The sequence below is a fragment of the Streptomyces sp. NBC_00872 genome (assembly GCF_045161915.1).
Classification (GTDB): domain Bacteria; phylum Actinomycetota; class Actinomycetes; order Streptomycetales; family Streptomycetaceae; genus Streptomyces.
Genome location: NZ_CP108806.1, coordinates 296,263 through 313,860 on the forward strand (window position 1 = coordinate 296,263; position 17,598 = coordinate 313,860).

At 70.7% G+C, this 17,598-nt stretch carries 18 protein-coding genes; 1 reads left to right on the forward strand and 17 read right to left on the reverse strand.

Going from position 1 to position 17,598, the window contains the following annotated elements; all coding sequences use genetic code 11:
• Positions 1-173: 173 nt before the first annotated feature.
• The 14 genes from OG214_RS01355 to OG214_RS01420 form a co-directional block, all read right to left on the reverse strand.
• Entirely contained in the window at positions 174-794 is a 621-nt protein-coding gene (locus OG214_RS01355) for a DUF1772 domain-containing protein (protein ID WP_365904853.1), read from the reverse strand.
• 385 nt (positions 795-1,179) lie between these two features.
• Positions 1,180-2,133, reverse strand: coding sequence for a methylenetetrahydrofolate reductase [NAD(P)H] (metF, locus tag OG214_RS01360; RefSeq protein ID WP_363085398.1), 954 nt, complete (start codon positions 2,131-2,133; stop codon positions 1,180-1,182).
• Positions 2,134-2,279: 146 nt separating this feature from the next.
• Positions 2,280-3,284 (reverse strand): alpha/beta hydrolase, encoded by a 1,005-nt coding sequence (locus tag OG214_RS01365; protein WP_405983447.1) that lies wholly within the window; start codon positions 3,282-3,284, stop codon positions 2,280-2,282.
• Positions 3,285-3,427: 143 nt separating this feature from the next.
• The gene (locus OG214_RS01370) at positions 3,428-4,141 is read right to left on the reverse strand and encodes an indole-3-glycerol-phosphate synthase (protein WP_363085396.1); all 714 of its coding nucleotides are present in this window, start codon (positions 4,139-4,141) and stop codon (positions 3,428-3,430) included.
• Positions 4,138-4,884, reverse strand: coding sequence for an N-(5'-phosphoribosyl)anthranilate isomerase (locus OG214_RS01375; protein ID WP_382853912.1), 747 nt, complete (start codon positions 4,882-4,884; stop codon positions 4,138-4,140). Before OG214_RS01375 ends, OG214_RS01370 begins: the two co-directional genes overlap by 4 nt.
• Positions 4,881-6,026: an acyl-CoA dehydrogenase family protein gene (locus OG214_RS01380; RefSeq protein ID WP_405983448.1), complete on the reverse strand. Its 1,146-nt coding sequence runs from the start codon at positions 6,024-6,026 to the stop codon at positions 4,881-4,883. Before OG214_RS01380 ends, OG214_RS01375 begins: the two co-directional genes overlap by 4 nt.
• Positions 6,027-6,114: 88 nt before the next feature.
• Positions 6,115-6,489: an ectoine synthase gene (locus tag OG214_RS01385; RefSeq protein ID WP_363085393.1), complete on the reverse strand. Its 375-nt coding sequence runs from the start codon at positions 6,487-6,489 to the stop codon at positions 6,115-6,117.
• 2 nt (positions 6,490-6,491) lie between these two features.
• Positions 6,492-7,316 carry a tryptophan synthase subunit alpha gene (gene trpA, locus OG214_RS01390; RefSeq protein ID WP_405983449.1) on the reverse strand — a complete coding sequence of 275 codons (825 nt, stop codon included), beginning with the start codon at positions 7,314-7,316 and terminating at the stop codon, positions 6,492-6,494.
• Positions 7,309-8,358, reverse strand: coding sequence for a hypothetical protein (locus tag OG214_RS01395; protein WP_405983450.1), 1,050 nt, complete (start codon positions 8,356-8,358; stop codon positions 7,309-7,311). Before OG214_RS01395 ends, trpA begins: the two co-directional genes overlap by 8 nt.
• Positions 8,359-8,360: 2 nt before the next feature.
• Positions 8,361-8,624, reverse strand: coding sequence for an acyl carrier protein (locus OG214_RS01400; RefSeq protein WP_046502413.1), 264 nt, complete (start codon positions 8,622-8,624; stop codon positions 8,361-8,363).
• A complete protein-coding gene (locus OG214_RS01405) occupies positions 8,621-10,126 on the reverse strand; it encodes an AMP-binding protein (protein WP_363085243.1) in 1,506 nt (501 codons plus the stop codon). The genes OG214_RS01400 and OG214_RS01405 overlap by 4 nt, the downstream gene beginning before the upstream one ends.
• Positions 10,116-11,063, reverse strand: coding sequence for a MaoC/PaaZ C-terminal domain-containing protein (locus OG214_RS01410; protein WP_405983451.1), 948 nt, complete (start codon positions 11,061-11,063; stop codon positions 10,116-10,118). Before OG214_RS01410 ends, OG214_RS01405 begins: the two co-directional genes overlap by 11 nt.
• Complete coding sequence (locus OG214_RS01415) at positions 11,060-12,310, reverse strand: beta-ketoacyl-[acyl-carrier-protein] synthase family protein (protein ID WP_365904864.1); 1,251 nt, start codon at positions 12,308-12,310, stop codon at positions 11,060-11,062. The genes OG214_RS01410 and OG214_RS01415 overlap by 4 nt, the downstream gene beginning before the upstream one ends.
• A 101-nt stretch (positions 12,311-12,411) precedes the next feature.
• On the reverse strand, positions 12,412-13,629 hold the full coding sequence (locus tag OG214_RS01420; protein WP_363085246.1) for a pyridoxal phosphate-dependent aminotransferase family protein: 1,218 nt from the start codon (positions 13,627-13,629) through the stop codon (positions 12,412-12,414).
• Between the two features lie 454 nt (positions 13,630-14,083).
• On the opposite strand from OG214_RS01420, the gene OG214_RS01425 reads away from it, so the two are divergent.
• Positions 14,084-14,962 carry a bacterial transcriptional activator domain-containing protein gene (locus tag OG214_RS01425; RefSeq protein ID WP_363085247.1) on the forward strand — a complete coding sequence of 293 codons (879 nt, stop codon included), beginning with the start codon at positions 14,084-14,086 and terminating at the stop codon, positions 14,960-14,962.
• 547 nt (positions 14,963-15,509) lie between these two features.
• Here the strand turns inward: OG214_RS01425 and OG214_RS01430 are convergent.
• The 3 genes from OG214_RS01430 to OG214_RS01440 are packed head-to-tail and all read right to left on the reverse strand — an operon-like array spanning position 15,510 to position 17,520.
• Complete coding sequence (locus tag OG214_RS01430; RefSeq protein ID WP_363084985.1) at positions 15,510-16,265, reverse strand: SDR family NAD(P)-dependent oxidoreductase; 756 nt, start codon at positions 16,263-16,265, stop codon at positions 15,510-15,512.
• Positions 16,262-17,248 (reverse strand): ketoacyl-ACP synthase III, encoded by a 987-nt coding sequence (locus OG214_RS01435; protein ID WP_363084986.1) that lies wholly within the window; start codon positions 17,246-17,248, stop codon positions 16,262-16,264. The genes OG214_RS01430 and OG214_RS01435 overlap by 4 nt, the downstream gene beginning before the upstream one ends.
• An 11-nt stretch (positions 17,249-17,259) precedes the next feature.
• Positions 17,260-17,520, reverse strand: a complete 261-nt coding sequence (locus tag OG214_RS01440; protein WP_046502425.1) for a hypothetical protein — start codon at positions 17,518-17,520, stop codon at positions 17,260-17,262.
• Between the last annotated feature and the right edge of the window lie 78 nt (positions 17,521-17,598).

Here is a 17,598-nt window from a genome sequence, read left to right on the forward strand (position 1 = left end):
GGTACGGCCGGGGCCGTACGCGTCCGGCTCAGTGGCCGTCCCAGTGTCCTCGTGCCCGGTTCGAGTACGCCCTTGCGGACAGGGAAGGGGGCGGCGGGCTCCGGGCCCGTCGCCCCCTTCTTCACACGCCTTTACTCGCCCGGCGCGGCGTTCGGATGCCGGGAGAACACCGTTCAGACGCCGTAGGGGCGCATCGCGGGAACACCGGCGGCGGAGGAGCCGGTGTTCCGGCCGTGCAGCACCAGCGCACGGGCGAGGAAGCCCAGCGCCGCCGTGCACACCAGGGTCCGGACGATATTGCTCGTCTCCCAGGTGCCCTTGAACTTGTCCACGATCGAGAAGTCCGTGATCTTGGCCGGGTCGCCGGCCGCGGCCAGCTCGTTGTTGAGCGGGATGTTGACGCTGAACGTGATCATCAGGGCCACCAGATAGAGCGCGGCCGCGGCCCCGATCCACAACGCGGTTCCCCGCCGGCCCCGGCGGAACTCCAGGAACGCGGCGACGGCGGCGGCCAGCAGGGCTCCGATGAAGGCCATGCCGAACAGGCCGTTGCCGTCGATCAGCGCGTTGAAGTTCTGCATCGCGTCGACATACGTACGGTCGTCCGTCTTGGCCAGACCGGGCATGACGGAGATGTCGTACGCGAAGAAGAGACCCGCCATGAGCCCCATCATGATGGTGGCGATCATCAGCAGGGGCCCGACCGCCTTGCTCTGGGGCGCGGGCGCCGGGGCGGGGGCCTGGGGCGGGTAGGCGGCGTAGGGGTTGGGGGTACCGGGCGCGTTGTAGCTCATGGGATGTCCTTGTCTGGTGGTCGAAGCCGTCCGATGCGAGGTGATCCGGCGGCCGCCACGGTGTCGTCGTCGACGCCGCCGCCGACGTGTGACACGGCGATGGGTCTGCCCGCTGATCTCAGAGTGTCCACGCGGCCTTTGGTCCGGTTCCCTGGGCAATTCTCATGATCTGCGTCATGAGACCAGTCAAGTCCAGTGCGGTGAGACGGTACATAGCCACGAAGCTCAGGTTCATATCTCTGCGTCCAAGCCGGAGTTGACCGGCCCGAAGATCATGGCAGGGCGGATGGCGGCCCGCCAGACCCGCTGGAGCCATCCTCGACCGGGGCTCCAGCGGCCCGGGTCCGGAGTCCCGGGCCCTGGGTCCTGTCCGGCCGGACAGGAGCTACGCGGCGGGTACCGCGACGGGTACGGGAGCGTTCCGCGCCCCCGTGCCGAGACCCAGATTCTGATGGATCTCCATCGTGGCCGTCGAACGGTTCAGGGTGATGTAGTGCAGGCCGGGGGCGCCTTCCGCGAGCAGCCGCTCGGCCATGGCCGTCGCGTACTCGACACCGATCCGGTGGCCCTCGCCGGGCTGGTCGCGGACGGCTTCGAGGCGTGCGGCGAGATCGTCGGGAAAGCGCGCGTCGCTGAGTTCCGCGAACCGGCGGATCTGCCGTACATCGGTGGCCGGCATGATCTCCGGGATGATCGGCGTCGCGCATCCGGCGGCCCCGAGCCGGTCACGGAGCCGGAGATAGTCCTCCACATGGAAGAACATCTGGGTGATGGCGTAGTCGGCGCCCGCCCGGCACTTGGCCACGAAGTGGCGGATGTCGCTCTCCCAGTCGGCCGAGCGCGGATGGCGTTCGGGGAAGGCCGCCACTCCGACGGTGAAGTCGCCCAGCTCGCGGATGAGGGAGACCAGTTCGCTCGCCTGGGCGAAGCCCTCGGGATGGCGGACCCACTCGCCGCGCGGATCCCCCGGCGGGTCGCCGCGCAGGGCGAGTACATCCCGGATGCCGGCGTCCGCGTACTGGCCGATGATGTGGCGCAGTTCGGCCACCGAGTGGCCGACGGCGGTGAGATGGGCGACCGGGCGCAGTGTGGTCTCGGCGGCGATACGCTTGGTGACCTCGATCGTACGGTCGCGGGAGGAGCCCCCCGCCCCGTAGGTCACCGAGACGAAGGAGGGCCCGAGCGCCTCGATCCGGCGGATCGCGTTCCAGAGCGTGCGCTCGCCCGCCTCGGTCTTCGGCGGGAAGAACTCGAAGGAGTACGAGCGCCCTCCGTCGGCCGGCAGGGGGCGTGGGCCCGGCCTCGGGTGCTGCGGACGTTCCGGGTTCTGTGCCGCCATGGCGGGGGTCCTTCCTCGGTCGCTCGGTGTGTGGGTGGATACGGTCCGCACACACTAGCCGCGATGGGCCGCGCGCACCCGGGGAAGACCACGGACTGATCACGGGTACGACAGTGCCCGGCAACAGGCCGTGCGGGGAAGGGAGTTCAGACGCGCGCGGCGCCGCCCCGGCCGAGCAGCAGACACTCCTCCAGAAAGGCCAGTGCCCGCAGATGGTAGGTGCGGGCCGCGCGGCCGATGCTGATGTTGTGCCCGGCGGCGGGCAGCCGCTCCACCGTGACGGGGGACGCGGCCGTCAGCCGGCCGGTCATCGAGGCCAGCGAGGCGTCGTCCAGCTCCCACCAGAGCTCGTGCTCGGCGAAGGTCAGCCGGAGCGGGTTGGTGATACGGCCGGCCAGCCTCGGGTACTGGACGGGCCACACGGCCGTCTGGATCTCCTCACGCCTCGGTACCGGCCGCAGCAGGGAGCGGCTCGCGCGGAACGTACCGGGCGCGTAGAGGTTCAGGGGCCCCCAGTTGAGCCGGGAGGCGCCACCGCCGAGGGTGTCGGGGAAGTGCCGGGCCTCGCGGGCGTAGCGCCAGCCGCAGCCGTTGATGTCGAGGCCGATCAGCGCGCTGCCCGCGTCCTGCGCCGCCATGTGCAGACTGACCTTGCCGCCGTCGGAGTGGCCGACCACGAAGAATCCGGCCCCGGTCCTGTGCTTCCTGGCGAAGTCGCCGAGCGCCGCGTGCAGGGTCGTCGCCTGCTCCCCGAGGGGCTGGCCCTCCGGGAGCTGCCGTACGGAGGCGCCGTAGCCGGGGCGGTCGAGCGCCAGTACGGAGTAGCCCAGCCGCGCGCCGAGCGTGAGCAGCGAGTCGGCCGGGTCGGTCAGCCCGTTGAAGTAGTCGGCGCACATGCCCCGCCCGTGGATGGCGACGACCACGGCACGGGGTGCGACGCCCTCGGGCTCGGCGAGCAGACCCGACACCTCTACGCCGTCGGCGTCGAGGATCACGGCGCGTACGGCCGTCGGCGCTTCGGCGGCCGCGGCCGGCTCCACGGGCACGACGGATACGGCGGATACGGCGGGTTCTACGGGGACGGCGGGTGCGGCCGGTTCCGTGGGGACGGCGGGTGCGGCGGTTGCGGCAGGTGCGACAGGTGCGGTCATGGCGGGCGGCTCTCCTGGGGGAGCGTGTGACAGGAGCGGTTCGCGAACGGGGGGCGAAAGACCCCTGGGGGCCGGTCGGGAGCGGTCCGAGCGGCCGGGTGCGGGGCGTACGGTCCGGGGTGCGGGCCCGTACCGGTCCGCGGTCAGCCCTTGCGGGCGGCCACGGTGTGGTTCCTGGCGCTGTCCAGCTCGTCGAGCCAGGCGCTCGCGCTCGCGGTGCGCAGCAGCGACGTACCGACCAGCAGCCCGCCGAAGCCCGCGTCGAGCAGTCTGGCGGCGGCCAGCGGGCTGTCGATGGCGCTGGCGCTGACCGGACACGGCGTACCGGCGGCCTGGAGCGCGGGCAGCAGGGCGAGGCTGCGGTCGAGATCGCCCCGGTCGCTCTCCTTGACCTTGATGTCCTTGTTGTTGACGGCGATCACACACTCGTCGGTGTGCGGCAGTCCGTCGAGTTCGGACTCCTCCGTCACCTCGACGAAGGGGGTGAGACCGGTGGTGAGCGCGGCGGTGATGAGGGTGCGCATACTGGACCTGGGCAGCAGCGCGGCCGTGAGCAGCACCGCCGAGGCGCCCAGCTCCACCGCGGTCTTGAGCTGGTCCCTGCGGGTGATGAAGTCCTTCTGGAGCAGCGGCAGATCGGTGAGCGCGGCGACATCGCGCAGCAGCGCGGGGGTCCCGCCGAACCAGCGTCCGGTCACCACCGAGATGCACGGGGCGCCCGCGGCCTCGTACGACTCGACGATCGCGACCGGGGTCCGCCCGCCGAGGAGGTCGTAGCCGTGCGCGTCACGCCGTTTGACCTCCATGACCAGGGGGCGGTCCGCGGCCAGCAGGGCTTCCAGGAAACGGGCGGTCATCGGGACTCCTCAAGGGACATGGCGGTCCGCCAGGCGCGGGCCAGGGCGGTGACGGCGGGCGCCGAGAAGCGTCCCTGGGCGTCACGGGCGCCGGTGTCCACATCGACACCGCGGAACCCGGGATGCGCGGCGACGCCGTCGTAGTCGGGGCGGTTGTGCGGGGAGATCCCGCCCGCGAGCAGGAAGGGGCGGGTGAGCCGGGGCAGCAGCGCCAGTACGTCCTGCTCCGACAGCCGGTGTCCGGTACTGCCGATACGGCCGTCCTCGGTGGCCGTGTCGAGCAGGAAGAGATCGGTGCCCGCCCGTTCGTACGCGCCGATCAGAGGGCGTTCGACACAGCTTCCGCCGCGCAGGTGGAGGACCTTGACGAGGACCGCGTCGGGCAGGGCGGCGCGCAGCGCCGCGACGACGGGGGGCGGTTGGTACGCGTGGAGCTGCAGCCAGCGCAGACCGGTACGGCGCGCCAGGCCGGCAAGGGCTTGGGGGTCACCGAGGAAGGTGACGAGGACCGGTTCGAGCCGGCCGGTGGCGTGGGCCGCCGCGACGAGTTCGGTGAGGCGCTCCTCGGGCAGTTCGGCATGGCCGCCCGGTACGCCGTGCCACACGCCGACGCAGTCCGCTCCCGCGGCCGCCAGCGTGGTGATGTCGTCGGGGGAGGTGGCCCCGCAGACTTTCAGAACCCGGCGGGTCTCGGGTGCGGCCGAGTGTCCCGCCGGGAGCCTGGAGCCGGGTTCCCGGGTCATTTGCCCAGGCCCAGCATCGAGGCGATGCGGTTGTACTGGATCTCCGTGGTGCCGGAGTAGATCGTGCCGGCCACGGCGTTGCGCACGTCCTTCTCCAGACCGTACTCGGTCATGTAACCGTGTCCGCCGAAGATCTGCACGGCGATCAGACTCGTCGCCAGATTGCTCTCGCTCGTGACCAGTTTGGCGATGGCCAGATCCGTGGTGACGTTCTCGCCGGCCGCGAGCCGTTCACCGGTGTCGTACAGCCACTTCCTCGCCGTCTCCAGCCGGATCTTCGTATCGACGATCTTGTTGGCGACGGACTGGTACGAGCCGATCGGTTTGCCGAAGGAACGTCGGGTCTTCGCGTAGTCGAGGCAGCGGTCGAGCCGGTGCTGCATCTCCCCGACGTTGACGACGAAGGAGAAGAGGATCTCCCGCTTCATCACGTAGTCGAGCACGATGAACCCTCCGCCGACCCGGCCGAGCACCTGGGTCCTGGGGATACGGCACTCGTCGAAGAACAGCTCGCTGAGCGGCGAGGTCCGCAGTCCCATCTTCTTGGTCGGCTTGCCGATCGTGAGTCCCGGGGTGTCCCGGTCCACGAGGAACGCGGTGACCCCGAGTGCTCCGCCGTCCGGATGCGTACGCGCGTAGACGACGAACACATCGGCGACGGGGCCGTTGCTGACGAAGATCTTGGAGCCGTTCAGGACGAACTGGTCGCCGTCCCTCACCGCCCGTGTGGTCATCGCCATGGCGTCCGAGCCGCCCTCCGCCTCGGTGATGGCGTGGGCACCGATCAGTTCTCCGGAGCAGATCCGGGTGAGATACCGCTCCTTCTGCTCGTCCGTGCCGAACTTGTCCACCGGTACGCCGGTACTGGCCATGGTGGTGGTGACCGAGAAGCTCAGCCCCGAGTCACGGCAGTGCTCGCCCAGCCCTTCGAGGAGATACATGGTGGTGAGCAGGGACTGGCCGAGGCCTCCCCATCGCTCGTCGAAGGGCAGCGCGAGAATGCCGGTCTCCCGGATCAGTTTCCACTTGTCCCAGGAGAACGTGGCCTGTTCGTCCTGTTCTATGTGGCCGGCGCTGAGCGCCTCACCCCACCGGGCCAGACCTTCGCGCAGTTCGGCCTGGTCGGCGTTCCAGCGGATCACGGCGAGCCTTTCCGTTACGGATCAGTGGCGGGCGAGCGGTATGTGCGGAGTGTGCTTGATGTGCCTGGGTGTACGGGGTGTGCGCGGATCAGTAGGCGGAGGAGACGTGCTCGTCGAGCTGGTGCACCTCGTCGCCCTGGAGCGCCGGGGAGAAGACGCACACCAGACGCAGGTCCTCGTGCGGGCTGGCCACGAGGTAGTGGGCGTCGTTCTCGTTGAGCGAGTAGAGAACACCGGGCGTGATCGGGTGCGAGGTGCCGTCCAGCTCGATCACTTCACCGGAACCCTCGATGCAGTAGCAGGATTCGATGTGATTGCGGTACTCCAGACGGGACTTGGTGCCCGCGCGCACGGTAGTGTCGGTGATGCTGTAGTCGAGGCCGTCGGCGGCCACGATGAAGCGACGGCTCAGGCCATTGCCCCACTCGACCGTCTTCACGTTCTCCAGTTCGCGGATGAACATGTTCAGCTCCCTGTTCTCTCAGGTGTGATGGAACGGTTGGGCGATACGGACCTGACGAAGGTGCGGAAGCCGTCGATGACGTCGCCCCCTTGGTCGAGCGACTGCTCGATCCGGGCGACTCCTGCGGAGCCGATGATTACGGCATCGGCTCCGCAGGCTCCGACGGTCTCCACGTCCTGTCTGGTCCTGACCCCGAAGCCGATGGCTATCGGGGACGCTGTGTGCGCCCGGAGCGCGGTGACCGTGGCGGCCAGTGCGGCGTGGCCGGCGGCCGGGGCGGTGCCGCTGCGTCCGTAGTGGGCGACGAGATAGAGATACGCGCTGGCCTCGGCTGCGGCCTCGGCCATGGTCGCGGGCGGGCTCTGCTGGTAGCAGGTGGTGACCACGGGCAGTCCGGCCTCGCGGGCCGCCGCGTAGTGGGCGGTGCGCAGCCGGGGCGGCAGCGCGTGGACGAGCAGTCCGTCGGCGCCGGAGTCCGCGACGGTACGCAGGGTGCGCTCCGGGTCCCGGTGCTTGAGCGAGTGGCTCCAGTCGGCGAGCAGCGCGATCCGCAGCCCGCGCAGCCGGGGCCGTACCTCGGCGATGAAGGCCAGCACCTCGTCGAGCCCGACGCCCAGATCGAGCGCGCGGCGGGCCGAGCGGCGGATCACCGGTCCGTCGGTGACCGAGTCCGGGAAGGGCACGGCCAGTTCGAGACAGTCCACGCCTTCCTCGTCGAGCATGAGGACCAGATCGGCGAGGACATCGAGCGGCGGGTCCCCCGCGTTGAGGAAGAGCGCCAGCCCCGGTCCCTCACCGGGCACGGTGCGCGGGAAGAACTCAGCCATGGCTCGCCGCCCGGGTCCTGGCGGCCGTACCGGGCGCCGCCGCCCTGATCCGCTCGGCGAGATCGCGGGCGGCTCCGCTCCGTACGGCGTCCTCCGCGACGGCGACGGCCTTGGTCCAGTCGGGGGTGTGGCCGCTCGCGACGGACAGTGCCGCGGCGTTGAGGCAGACCGTACGGGTGGCCACCTCACCGGCGGTGCCGGCGAGAACGGACAGGAAGTGGGCGGGCGCGTCGGCGGGGTCCGTGACCGGCAGCAGATCGTCGAAGCCGCCGCCGGCCGGCACCAGTTCGCCCGCCGGGAAGCGCAGTTCCCGGCCGTCGTTGGTGTGGATCGTGTTGTCGGCGAAGCCGAGGAGTTCGTCGGCTCCGCGGTCGTTGGTGGTCAGCCACAGGGTGCGGCCGGTGACGGTGGCGGCGAGGGCGCGCAGCTCCGTCAGCGGCGCCGCCGCCGAGACCCCGGTGATCTGCGCGGTGACGGGCAGATCCGCGAGGAAGGGCCCGAGGGCGTTCAGGAACCGGCCGAAGGGCTTCATGCTCGTCGGCGCGATGGTCCTGGCCAGCCGGGTGAGCTGGGCCGGATAGACGAACGGGCCCGCGAAGGCGATCCCGAACCGGTCCAGTGTCCCGGCGGTCTGGTCGTACGAGGAGGTCAGCCGGACGCCGAGCCGTTCCAGCAGATCGACGGAGCCGAGCGAGCTGGTGTACGCGCGGGAGCCGGTCTTGACGACCCGCACCCCGGCCGCGGCGGCGACGAACGCCGACGCGGTGGAGATGTTGAAGGTCTTCGGTCCCCCGCCGGTGCCGACCACATTGACCGTGCCCGCCCAGCGGCCCGCCGGTTCGGCGGGCCGCCGTTCGGCGAGCGAGTCGAGCAGCCCGCGCAGTGTGCCGGGGCCGGGCAGCGCGGTCGTCAGGGAGACCAGCAGGGCGAGGGCCTGCGCTCTGTCGAGGCCGCCGTCGCCGAGCTCGTCCCAGAACGAACGCCAGGTCTCGCGCCCGACCGGCGCGCGCCGCTCCAGCAGGCCGATGAGTGCGTCATGCACCGCTAGCTACCTGCCACCTCGGGACGGCGCGCACCGGCGATGAACGCGTCGATCGCCGCGACACTGCGGAAATTGTTGGGGTCGAGGTCGGCGTCGCCGATCGCCACCTCGAAGCGGTCCTCCACCCAGGCGATCAGCTTCAGCACACCGAGACTGTCGATGACCCCGTCCGAGAGCAGGTCGTGGTCGTCAGCCAGCTCCTGGGCCGTGACATCCGGCAGGAACTCCTCGATGACGAACTGCTTGATGGTGCCGACGTGGCTCATGACGTCCTTCCTTTGGCTGTTGACAACTCGTGGAGACGGTCGAGCGCCTTGCGGTCGACCTTTCCTGTGGCGGTCTTCGGCAGCGGTTCCGCGACGATCTGGAGCTTCGAGGGGACCGCTGCCCTGGGCAGGCTCCTGGCACAGTGCTGACGGAGCGTCAGGGTGCTCAGACCGCTGCCGGGCGCCGCCTGGACGGCGGCGACGAGCCTGCGGCCCTCGATCGGGTCCGGCAGGGCGGCCACGCCCGCTTCGAGTACCGCGGGGTGGTCGAGCAGCACCCGTTCGACCTCCGCCGTGTTCACTGCGACCCCGCGGACCTTGACCTGGTGGTCGCTGCGCCCGGTCAGATGGAGCCGGCCGTCGCCGTCGCGCCGTACCAGGTCGCCGGTGCGGAACCAGCGCCGGTCGTCGAGTCCCAGCGGATGGCCGGTGAACTTGTCGGCGTGCCGGGTCCGGTCGAGATAGCCGGCCGCCTGGAAGGGCGTGGACACATACAGCTCGCCCGAACCGGGGCCTTCGACCGCCTCGCCCCGCTCGTCGAGGATCAGTGCCTCGACCCCGGGCAGCGGGACGCCGATCGGCACCGGCGGGAAGGCCGTGGTGCTGGTGTCGACCTCGTGGATGAAGCTGTCGTTGGTCTCGGTGCAGCCGTAGATGTTGTGGATGCGCGCCTTGGGGAAGAGCTCGGGCAGCGCGGCGAAGGTGCGGTCGGGGATGACATCACCGCTGAACATCACATGCTCGACCCCGGGCAGGGTCGCCCCGCGCCGCTGGGCCGCGTCGAGCAGCAGCCCGTAGAACATCGGCACCGCCTGGACGACCTGTACGTCATGGCGTTCGAGCAGGTCGAGCAGGTGTCCGCCGCGGGCGGCGAGTCCGGGGTCGACCAGGACGACCCGGCCGCCGTGCGCCAGCGTCGTCCAGACATCCAGCAGACAGAGATCGAAGTTGAGCGGCGCGTAGTTGAGCACCGTGCTGCCGGGGCCGATCGAGAAGGCGGGGCCGGCCCAGGCGACGAACCGGTTCACGGCTTCCCGGCCCAGCGGGACGATCTTGGGCAGACTGGTGGAACCGGAGGTGGTGAGCATGAACGACACCTCGGCGGCCTCACGGGGCGCCAGCGGCTGCGGGGTGACGTCGGGGTTGGGCACCACGTCCGCGTCCGTGCCGTCGGGGGTGATGACCTGGCGGCAGCCCGCCTGCGCGAAGAGATCGGCGAGCAGGGAGGGCGCGAGCGCGGGCGAGGGCAGCAGGAAGGGGCGCCGTGCCAGCAGACAGGCCAGCACCAGGGCGATGGCCGCGGGCGACTTGGTGGCCAGCACGCCCACGGGCTCGCCCGGGGCCAGACCGAGCTGGGCCAGCCGGTCCCGTTCGCGTCCCGCCCGCTCGTAGAGCCCGCGGTAGCTGATCTCCTCGCCGTTCCACAGCAGGGCGGTGGCATCGGGCCGCTCACGGACCTGCGAGAGGAATCCCCCCACCAGGCCGAGTCCGTCAGTCGTCATCGCCGCCTCCGTCCCTGTTCGTGTCGTGGGTCTCCGGGTTCTGTGCGGGTGCTTGTGCCAGTTCGACCCAGCCGCTCTTGACGGCGGGGCCCGCCGGGGTACGGCAGGTGAAGCGCACCACCCGTCCCGCGGCGTCGGGCTGGAGGTCGAAGCGGAGCGGCTCACCGGGCGCGACGGGCGCCGAGAAGCGCCCGCCGATGCCGAGTACGCGCGCGGCGTCGCCGTCGGCGTACCGGTCGACGATCTCCTCGACGGCCAGCGCCACCACGCTCATGCCATGGGCGATGACGGAGTCGAATCCGGCCGCGCGCGCCGCCCGCTCGTCGAGATGGATCGGATTCTCGTCACCGGAGGCGTGGGCGTAGCGGCGGATCCACTCCACGGTCGGCTCATGGACGACGGTGGCGGGCTCACCGGCCCCGGCGGGCGCGGGTGCGGCGGCTCCGGCGGCGATGTCCCCGAAGGGTTCGAGCGCGGTGGCGCCGACCAGCAGGGCGCTGGTGATCAGTTCGGCGAACGGCGCCGTGTCCGGGGCGCCGTCCGGGCCGCCCGCGCCGTCCCCGGTGAGCCGGGAGCGCAGGGCGACCCGTGTTCCGCGCGCCTCGCGCCGGGCGCCGAGCACCTCCAGCCGTACGGTGACCCGCTCACCGGGGCGTACGAGCCGGTGGCCGCGGATGTCCTGGGAGAGATGGACGACCGAGACGGGTCCCGGCTCGTCGGCGGTCAGCGCGGCCACGGTCCGCTCGGCCACGGTGTGGGCGAGGACGAACGCGTGGACGGGCGAGGCCAGTTCGTCCTTGGTGACGGGCAGCTCGGCACGGACCGCGCCGCGGTAGGCGGCGATCTCCTCGGCGGTGACGGTACGGGTCGCGACCGGGGCGGGGACATCGGCGGCGGCGCCGCCGGAGGCACCGGCGGGTGCGGAGGAGGTCGTCATACCGGCGCCACCACCAGAGTGGAGTTGTGGCCGCCGAAACCGAAGGAGTTGGACAGCGCGGGACCGGATGCGACGGCGCGCGGCGCGCCGTGGACCACGTCGATTTCCATGCCTGGCTCCAGCCGTTCGTGGTTGGCGGTGGGTGGGACCTCGCACTGGCGCATCGCCTGCACGGTGGCGATCAGTTCGACGGCGCCGGCCGCCCCGATGAGATGGCCGATGACGCTCTTGTTCGCGGTGACCGGCGGCCCGTCGGGGCCGAACACCTTGGCCAGCGCGGTCGCTTCGGCACGGTCGTTGAACGGGGTCGAGGTGCCGTGCGCGTTGATGTGCACGATGTCGGAGGGGGTCAGGCCCGCGTCGGCGATGGCTCCCGCCATGGCCCCGATCGCGGCGCCGCCGTCCGGCAGCGGCATCGAGAGATGGAACGCGTCGGCGGTGGAGGCGTAGCCGGCGACGGTCGCGTAGGCGCGTGTGCCGCGCGCCTTCGCGTCGTCGAGACGTTCCAGTACGACGAAGCCGGCGCCCTCGCCCATCACGAAGCCGTCCCGGTCGACGTCGAACGGCCTGGACGCGCGCTCCGGTTCGTCGTTGCGCAGCGATACGGCGTTGAGGTTGCCGAACCCCGCGAGGGTGACCGGCGTCAGTGTCGACTCACATCCCCCGGCCAGCACCACATCGGCCCGGTAGGTCTGGAGCAGCATCACCGCGTGGCCGATGGCGTCGGCCCCGCTGGCGCAGGTGGTGGCGATGGTCAGGGCGGGCCCCTGCCAGCCGAGCCGCATCGCGATCTGGGCCGCCGCCGCGTTGGGCATCGTCATCAGCGGCATCAGCGGATTGACCCGGTGCGGTCCCGACTCGGTGAAGTTCTTCGACTCCGCGTCACTGGTGGCCCGGCCGCCGACGGCGTTGCCGACGACGATCGCGGTACGGTCCGGGTCGACGGCCGGGGCGCCCGCGTCCCGGTGGGCGGCGAGGGCCGCGGTCGTCCCGTACAGCGCGAACGGGTCCATCCTGCGGGCGTCCTTGGCGGGCACCAGTCCGGTCTCCTCGAGTCCGCGGACCCGGCAGCCGATCCGTACCCGGTGCCGTTCCAGATCGAGATGGGTGAGGGTGGCGGCCGTGGACCGGCCCGCGCGCAGTGTGGTCCACAGATCGTCGGGGGTGCAGCCGGCCGGTGTGACGACGCCCATGCCGGTGATCGCGACAGGCGCCTTGAGCTGTGCGTGCCTCGGTGAGGTTGACATCGCGTATCCCGAATCCCGTGCGGACGGCGGACGGCGGACAGCGGCCGACTGGCGCCGGCGCGCGGGGTGCGTGTGAGGTGGGCGAGCGCGTGGCCGGCGGATCAGGCCGGGATCAGACCGCACTCGTGGGCGGCCTTGAGGAAGGCCTCCGCGGCGAAGTCGATGTCCGCCTTGGTGTGCCGGGCGGTGATGGCGATCCGCAGCCGTGCCAGGTCGTTGGGGACGGCAGGGGTGACCACCGGCAGTCCGATGACACCGGCCGCGCGGCAGGCGGTGGCGTAGTCGTAGGCCGCGTCGTCGGAGCCCGCGATGACGGGGACGACCGCCGTCTCGCTGTCGCCGGTGCGCATTCCGCCCTCGTTCAGCATCCGGCGGAACCGCGCGGACTCCGTCTGGATGTGGCTGACCCGCTCGGGCTCGCGCTCCAGGATGCGCAGCGACTCCAGGGCCGCGGCGGACTGGGCCGGGCCGAGGGCCGCGGAGAAGAGGAACGGGCGTGCCGCGTACTTGAGATGGCCGATCAGCTCGCTCGGACCCGCCACCCAGCCGCCCATCGAGGGGATGGCCTTGGACAGGGTGCCCAGCTTGATGTCGACCTTCGCCGTGTAGTCGAAGTGCTCCTCGATGCCCTTGCCGGTGGCGCCGATGACACCGAGCGCGTGGGCCTCGTCGACCATCAGCAGCGCGTCGTGCGCGTCACAGACGGCGCGCAGCTCGGGCAGGGGGGCGATGTCGCCGTCCATGGAGTAGACGCTGTCGACGATGACGAGCCTGATCCCGTCGGAGCTCGCGGCGGCCAGCCGCCGGTCGAGGTGGTCGACGTCGTTGTGCCGGAAGCGGGTGACGGTGGCACCGCTGAGCCGGCAGCCGTCGACGATGCTCGCGTGGTCGTACTTGTCGATGAAGACGGTGTCACCGCCACCGACCAGACCGCCGACCGTACCGACGTTGGCGGCGTAGCCGGAGCCGAAGACCATCGCCTCCTGGCGGCCGGCGAACCGGGCGACCTCCGCCTCCAGTTCCTCGTGCAGCGGGATCGAGCCCGCCAGCGCCCGCACCCCGTGGTTGCCGGTGCCGTACAGATCCACCGCGGCCTTGGCCGCCGCGACCACGCGCTCGTCGCCCGCCAGGCCCAGATAGCTGTAGCCCGACATCATCAGGAGGCGTTCGCCGTCGAGGTCGGCGTACGCGGAGTCACGCTCGACCGTGTACGTCACGAAGCTGTTACGGCGGGCGGGCTCCCACTCGAGGGACTGCACACGACGACGCGTCGCGTCCAGTTTCGGCGCGAGACGTTCCCATCCTCCGGATGTGTTCACGTGCGTCTCCTCATCCACGTTTCGGACAATTACCGGAGTCCGCTCAACCTTGGACTCAAAGTGCGACGCAATTCAACGACAGCCGCGCAAGCCGGGCGCAACACGACCGTGAAATGCGGAAATCCGACAACGCAACAAGAACGCGACACGGCGCAACAAGCGGAATCCTGCTCTCCGACCAATTCCCGGGGAATGTTCTCCAGCCAGTGTTGACACGGGGAGAAGGCCGATTGGTATCGTCCAAATCTTGTGCAGGGGGCATGCACCTCTTGTCCCGATCTCCTTCACAAGAGGACCATCGTGACGGGCCCCCTGGCGAGATTCCGACCATGTCGCCGGCGGCAACCGCCGCCGGTGGAACCGGCAGACAGCCGACCGCACCGGGGAGTACAGCTTGCTCATCAGACTTGCTGGTCTCGTCACGATCGAACCCGAAGGGGTTCCTCCACAGCACTTGTCCAGCGCTCAGGCCCAAGTCGCGTTCGCCCGGCTCATTCTCGAACGGTCCGGCGGTACCAGCCGCGACCAACTGGCGGACACCGTCTGGCCCGACGGCCTGCCCGACACCTGGGCCTCGGCCCTGCGCAGTGTCGTCAGCCGGGTCCGTACCTTCGTCACGTTTCCCCGGCAGCAGCCCGGTGTCACCCCGCTCGTCGCCCAGGGAGGCCGCTATCTGCTGCGGCTGCCCGACGACGCGGCGGTGGACGTCGAGTGTGCCGAGTCGGCGCTGACCGAGGCGGCCGAGGCGTACGCGACGGGCTCCTACGCCGTCGCGCAGCAGCTCGCGTCCGCTGCTGTGTCGAATCTACGCGGGTCATTTCTCCCCGCCCACGAGGGCGAGTGGGTCAACAGCGTGCGGGAGCGGCTCGACGAGCTGCGTCTGTCCGCGCTGGAGACCGCGAGTCTGGCCTCGTCCGCGCTCGGCGACGAGCATCACGCGCTGCGGTACGCCGAGGAAGCCGTACGCCGCGCTCCGTTCCGGGAGAGTGCCTACCGCTGCCGGATGGCCGCGCACCGTACGGCGGGCAACCGTGCCGAGGCACTGCGCACGTATCAGCAGCTCAGGGAGGTTCTGGCGGAGGAGCTGGGGATAGATCCGGCGCCCGAGAGCGAGGCGGCGTATCTGGAGTTGCTCCGTACACCGGAGCGGCGGCGGGCCCCGGAGCCCAAGGCCGTCACCCGGCTCGACCCGTTGCTGATGGGTATGTTCGAGGCCCCGTCGCCGAGACCGGCCGCGCCGCGGCCGTGCTCACTGACGGCGGACGGCTGTCTCACCCATCCGGTACATCCGGTGCGTCCGGCGCGGTCCGCGCCGGCGCGGCGTGTGGCATAACCGACGGCGGGGGAACATACGCGGGCGGCCCGGCAGTTGCCGGGCCGCCTCTGTTTTTCGCCTGCCGGCCGGTCGGGGCACGGTGTCCTGCCGCGCGGCCGGGGCATGCCGGACGGCCGGATGCGCCAAGGCCCTGTCGTCGAAATGGCGCCGTTCGCCCGAAGGGCGGGGTCCGCGGCGTCCGGTGCGTGCGATCGCGAGGCGGAGGATCACCCGCGTACTGGGCGTACGCGGGTGACTCCGACAACGCGGCGAGCTGCGTGCCGGGCGCCGTGGGGCAGGCGGGATTTCGACGACAGGGTCCAGGGCGTGTTTCGAAAGTAGCGCCGTCCGCCCGGAGGGCGGGGCCCGCGGCGTCCGGTGCGTGCGATCGCGAGGCGGAGGATCGTCCTCGTACTGGACGTACTTGGACGACTCCGACAACGCGGCGAGCGTGCGTGCCAGGCGTCACGGGTCAGGCGGGACTTTCGAAACACGCCCTGGGGCACACCGGCCGTGCGGGGCGGTGACGGACGTCTCGTGCCGGGGGCCCGGGGGCCGGCCGGTCTCAGGTGATCGAGACTCCGCTGTCGATACTGATGACCTGGCCCGTCATACAGTCCTGGTCCAGGAAGAGCCCGGCGCTGCGGGCCACCTCCTCCACCGTGACGAACCGGGGAATGGGGGCCTTGTCCTCCATCCCCTCGATGACACGGCCCGGCAGGTCCTTCGTCATTCCGGTGATCATGAAGCCCGGCGAGAGGGCGTTCACGGTCACCCCGCGCCGGCCGCACTCGGCGGCCAGGGTGCGGGTGAAGCCGATGAGACCCGCCTTGGAGGCGGAGTACGCCGTCTGGCCCGCGGTCGCGATCAGGCCGGAGGGCGACACGATATTGATGATCCGTCCCCACCGCTGCCGGAGCATGTACGGCACGGACACCCGGGCGGTGTGGAACGAACCGACCAGATTGGTCTGGATCACCTGCTGCCAGTCCGCCGGCGACTGCATCGCCATCAGCGCGTCCTTGCGGATCGCGCCGTTGTTGACGAGTACGTCGACGGGACCCAGTTCGTCGCTGATCCGGGCGTACATCTCGGTGACGGCGTCCCAGGAGCCGACATCACCGGTGACCACGACCGAGTCGTTGGCGAGCTTCTCCTGAACGGCCCGTGCCTGTGCCTCGGAGCTGTTGTAGTGGACCGCCACCCGGCAGCCGAGCGCGTCCAGCTCCAGGGCCAGGGCCTGTCCCAGTCCGCCGGACGCCCCTGTGACCAGGGCGACCGGCTTCTCGGGGCGGCTGCCCTGCGGCTTGTTGCCGCTCATTTCCTCACCCCGCCCCACTCCATGAGGATCGAGCCCCAGGTCATGCCCGCCCCGAAGCCCGCGAGGAGCACCTTGTCACCGTTCTTGATCCGCCCCTCGTCGAGCGCCTCGGTGAGAGCGATCGGGACGGACGCGGAGGCGGTGTTGCCGTACCGCTCCAGATTGGTGATCAGCGCTTCTTTCCGCAGACCGGTGTGGCTGAGGATCGAGTTGATGATCCGGATATTGGCCTGGTGCGGGATGACATGGTCGATGTCGGCCGCGTCGACCTTGGCGCTCTCCAGCGTCTCCCGGACCGTACGGACCGTGTAGCGCACGGCGTTGAGATAGATCTCGTTGCCGTTGATCTGCGCGTAGTGCAGACCCTGGCGGACCGTCTCCTCGGTGGTCGGCATCCTGCTGCCGCCCGCCAGCACCTTGAGACTGCCGGCGCAGGAGCCGTCCGCGCCGAGGTTCCATGCCTTGACCCGGTTCTCGGGCCCCGGCTGGAGCACCACCGCGCCGGCGCCGTCGCCGACGAGGATGGACAGATCACGGTCCGCGGGGTTGGCCGTCAGGGTGTGCGTGTCGGAGCCGATCAGCAGGATCGGCCGGGGGTCGATGGCGATCAGCGCCATCGCCGATACCAGCGCGTAGATGAAGCCCGCGCACTCGGAGTTGACGTCGTGCGCCCCGCCCGCGATCCCCAGATCGTGGTGGACGAAGGCGGACGTCGCCGGGGAAGGCTGCTCGGGCGTGGCGGTGGCGACGATCAGATGTGCGATGTCGCCACCGGTCAGGCCCGCCTTCTCCAGCGCGCGACGGCCGGCCTCGACAGCCAGTGAGGCGGTCGTCTGGCCCGGTCCGACGGCCCGGCGTTCCCGGATACCGCAGCGGCTGACGATCCAGTTCTCGTCGACGCCGAAACGCTCCGCCAACTCCACGCTGGTGACCTTGCGCTCGGGTACGGCCATGCCCCACCCGGTGATGTCGAAGCCGTTCACAGGCGCGCTCGCTACGCCTGCGCCGGCTGCGGGACGAGCGCGAGGATCCGCTCGTACACATGGCGCAGCGTGGTGGTGTCGTCGAGGTCGGCGAAGAGCGACTCGTCGGCCGGGATGTCCGGGTACTGGTTCTGGAACCCGTACAGCCACTCCATCAGGTCCAGCGAGTCCACGTCGGCGATGTGCTGGAGCGGTGCATCGGGGCTGACCTCCTGGGCGCCCGACACGGCCTCGAGCTGGCTCGCCAGTTCTTCGATGGTGGGCAGCGTCATGAGCTTCGGTCCTCTCTCGCGGTGCATCCGGTTTCGAGAGGCATGGAAGCGCGGGCCGCGCAACCCGGGCGCAACACC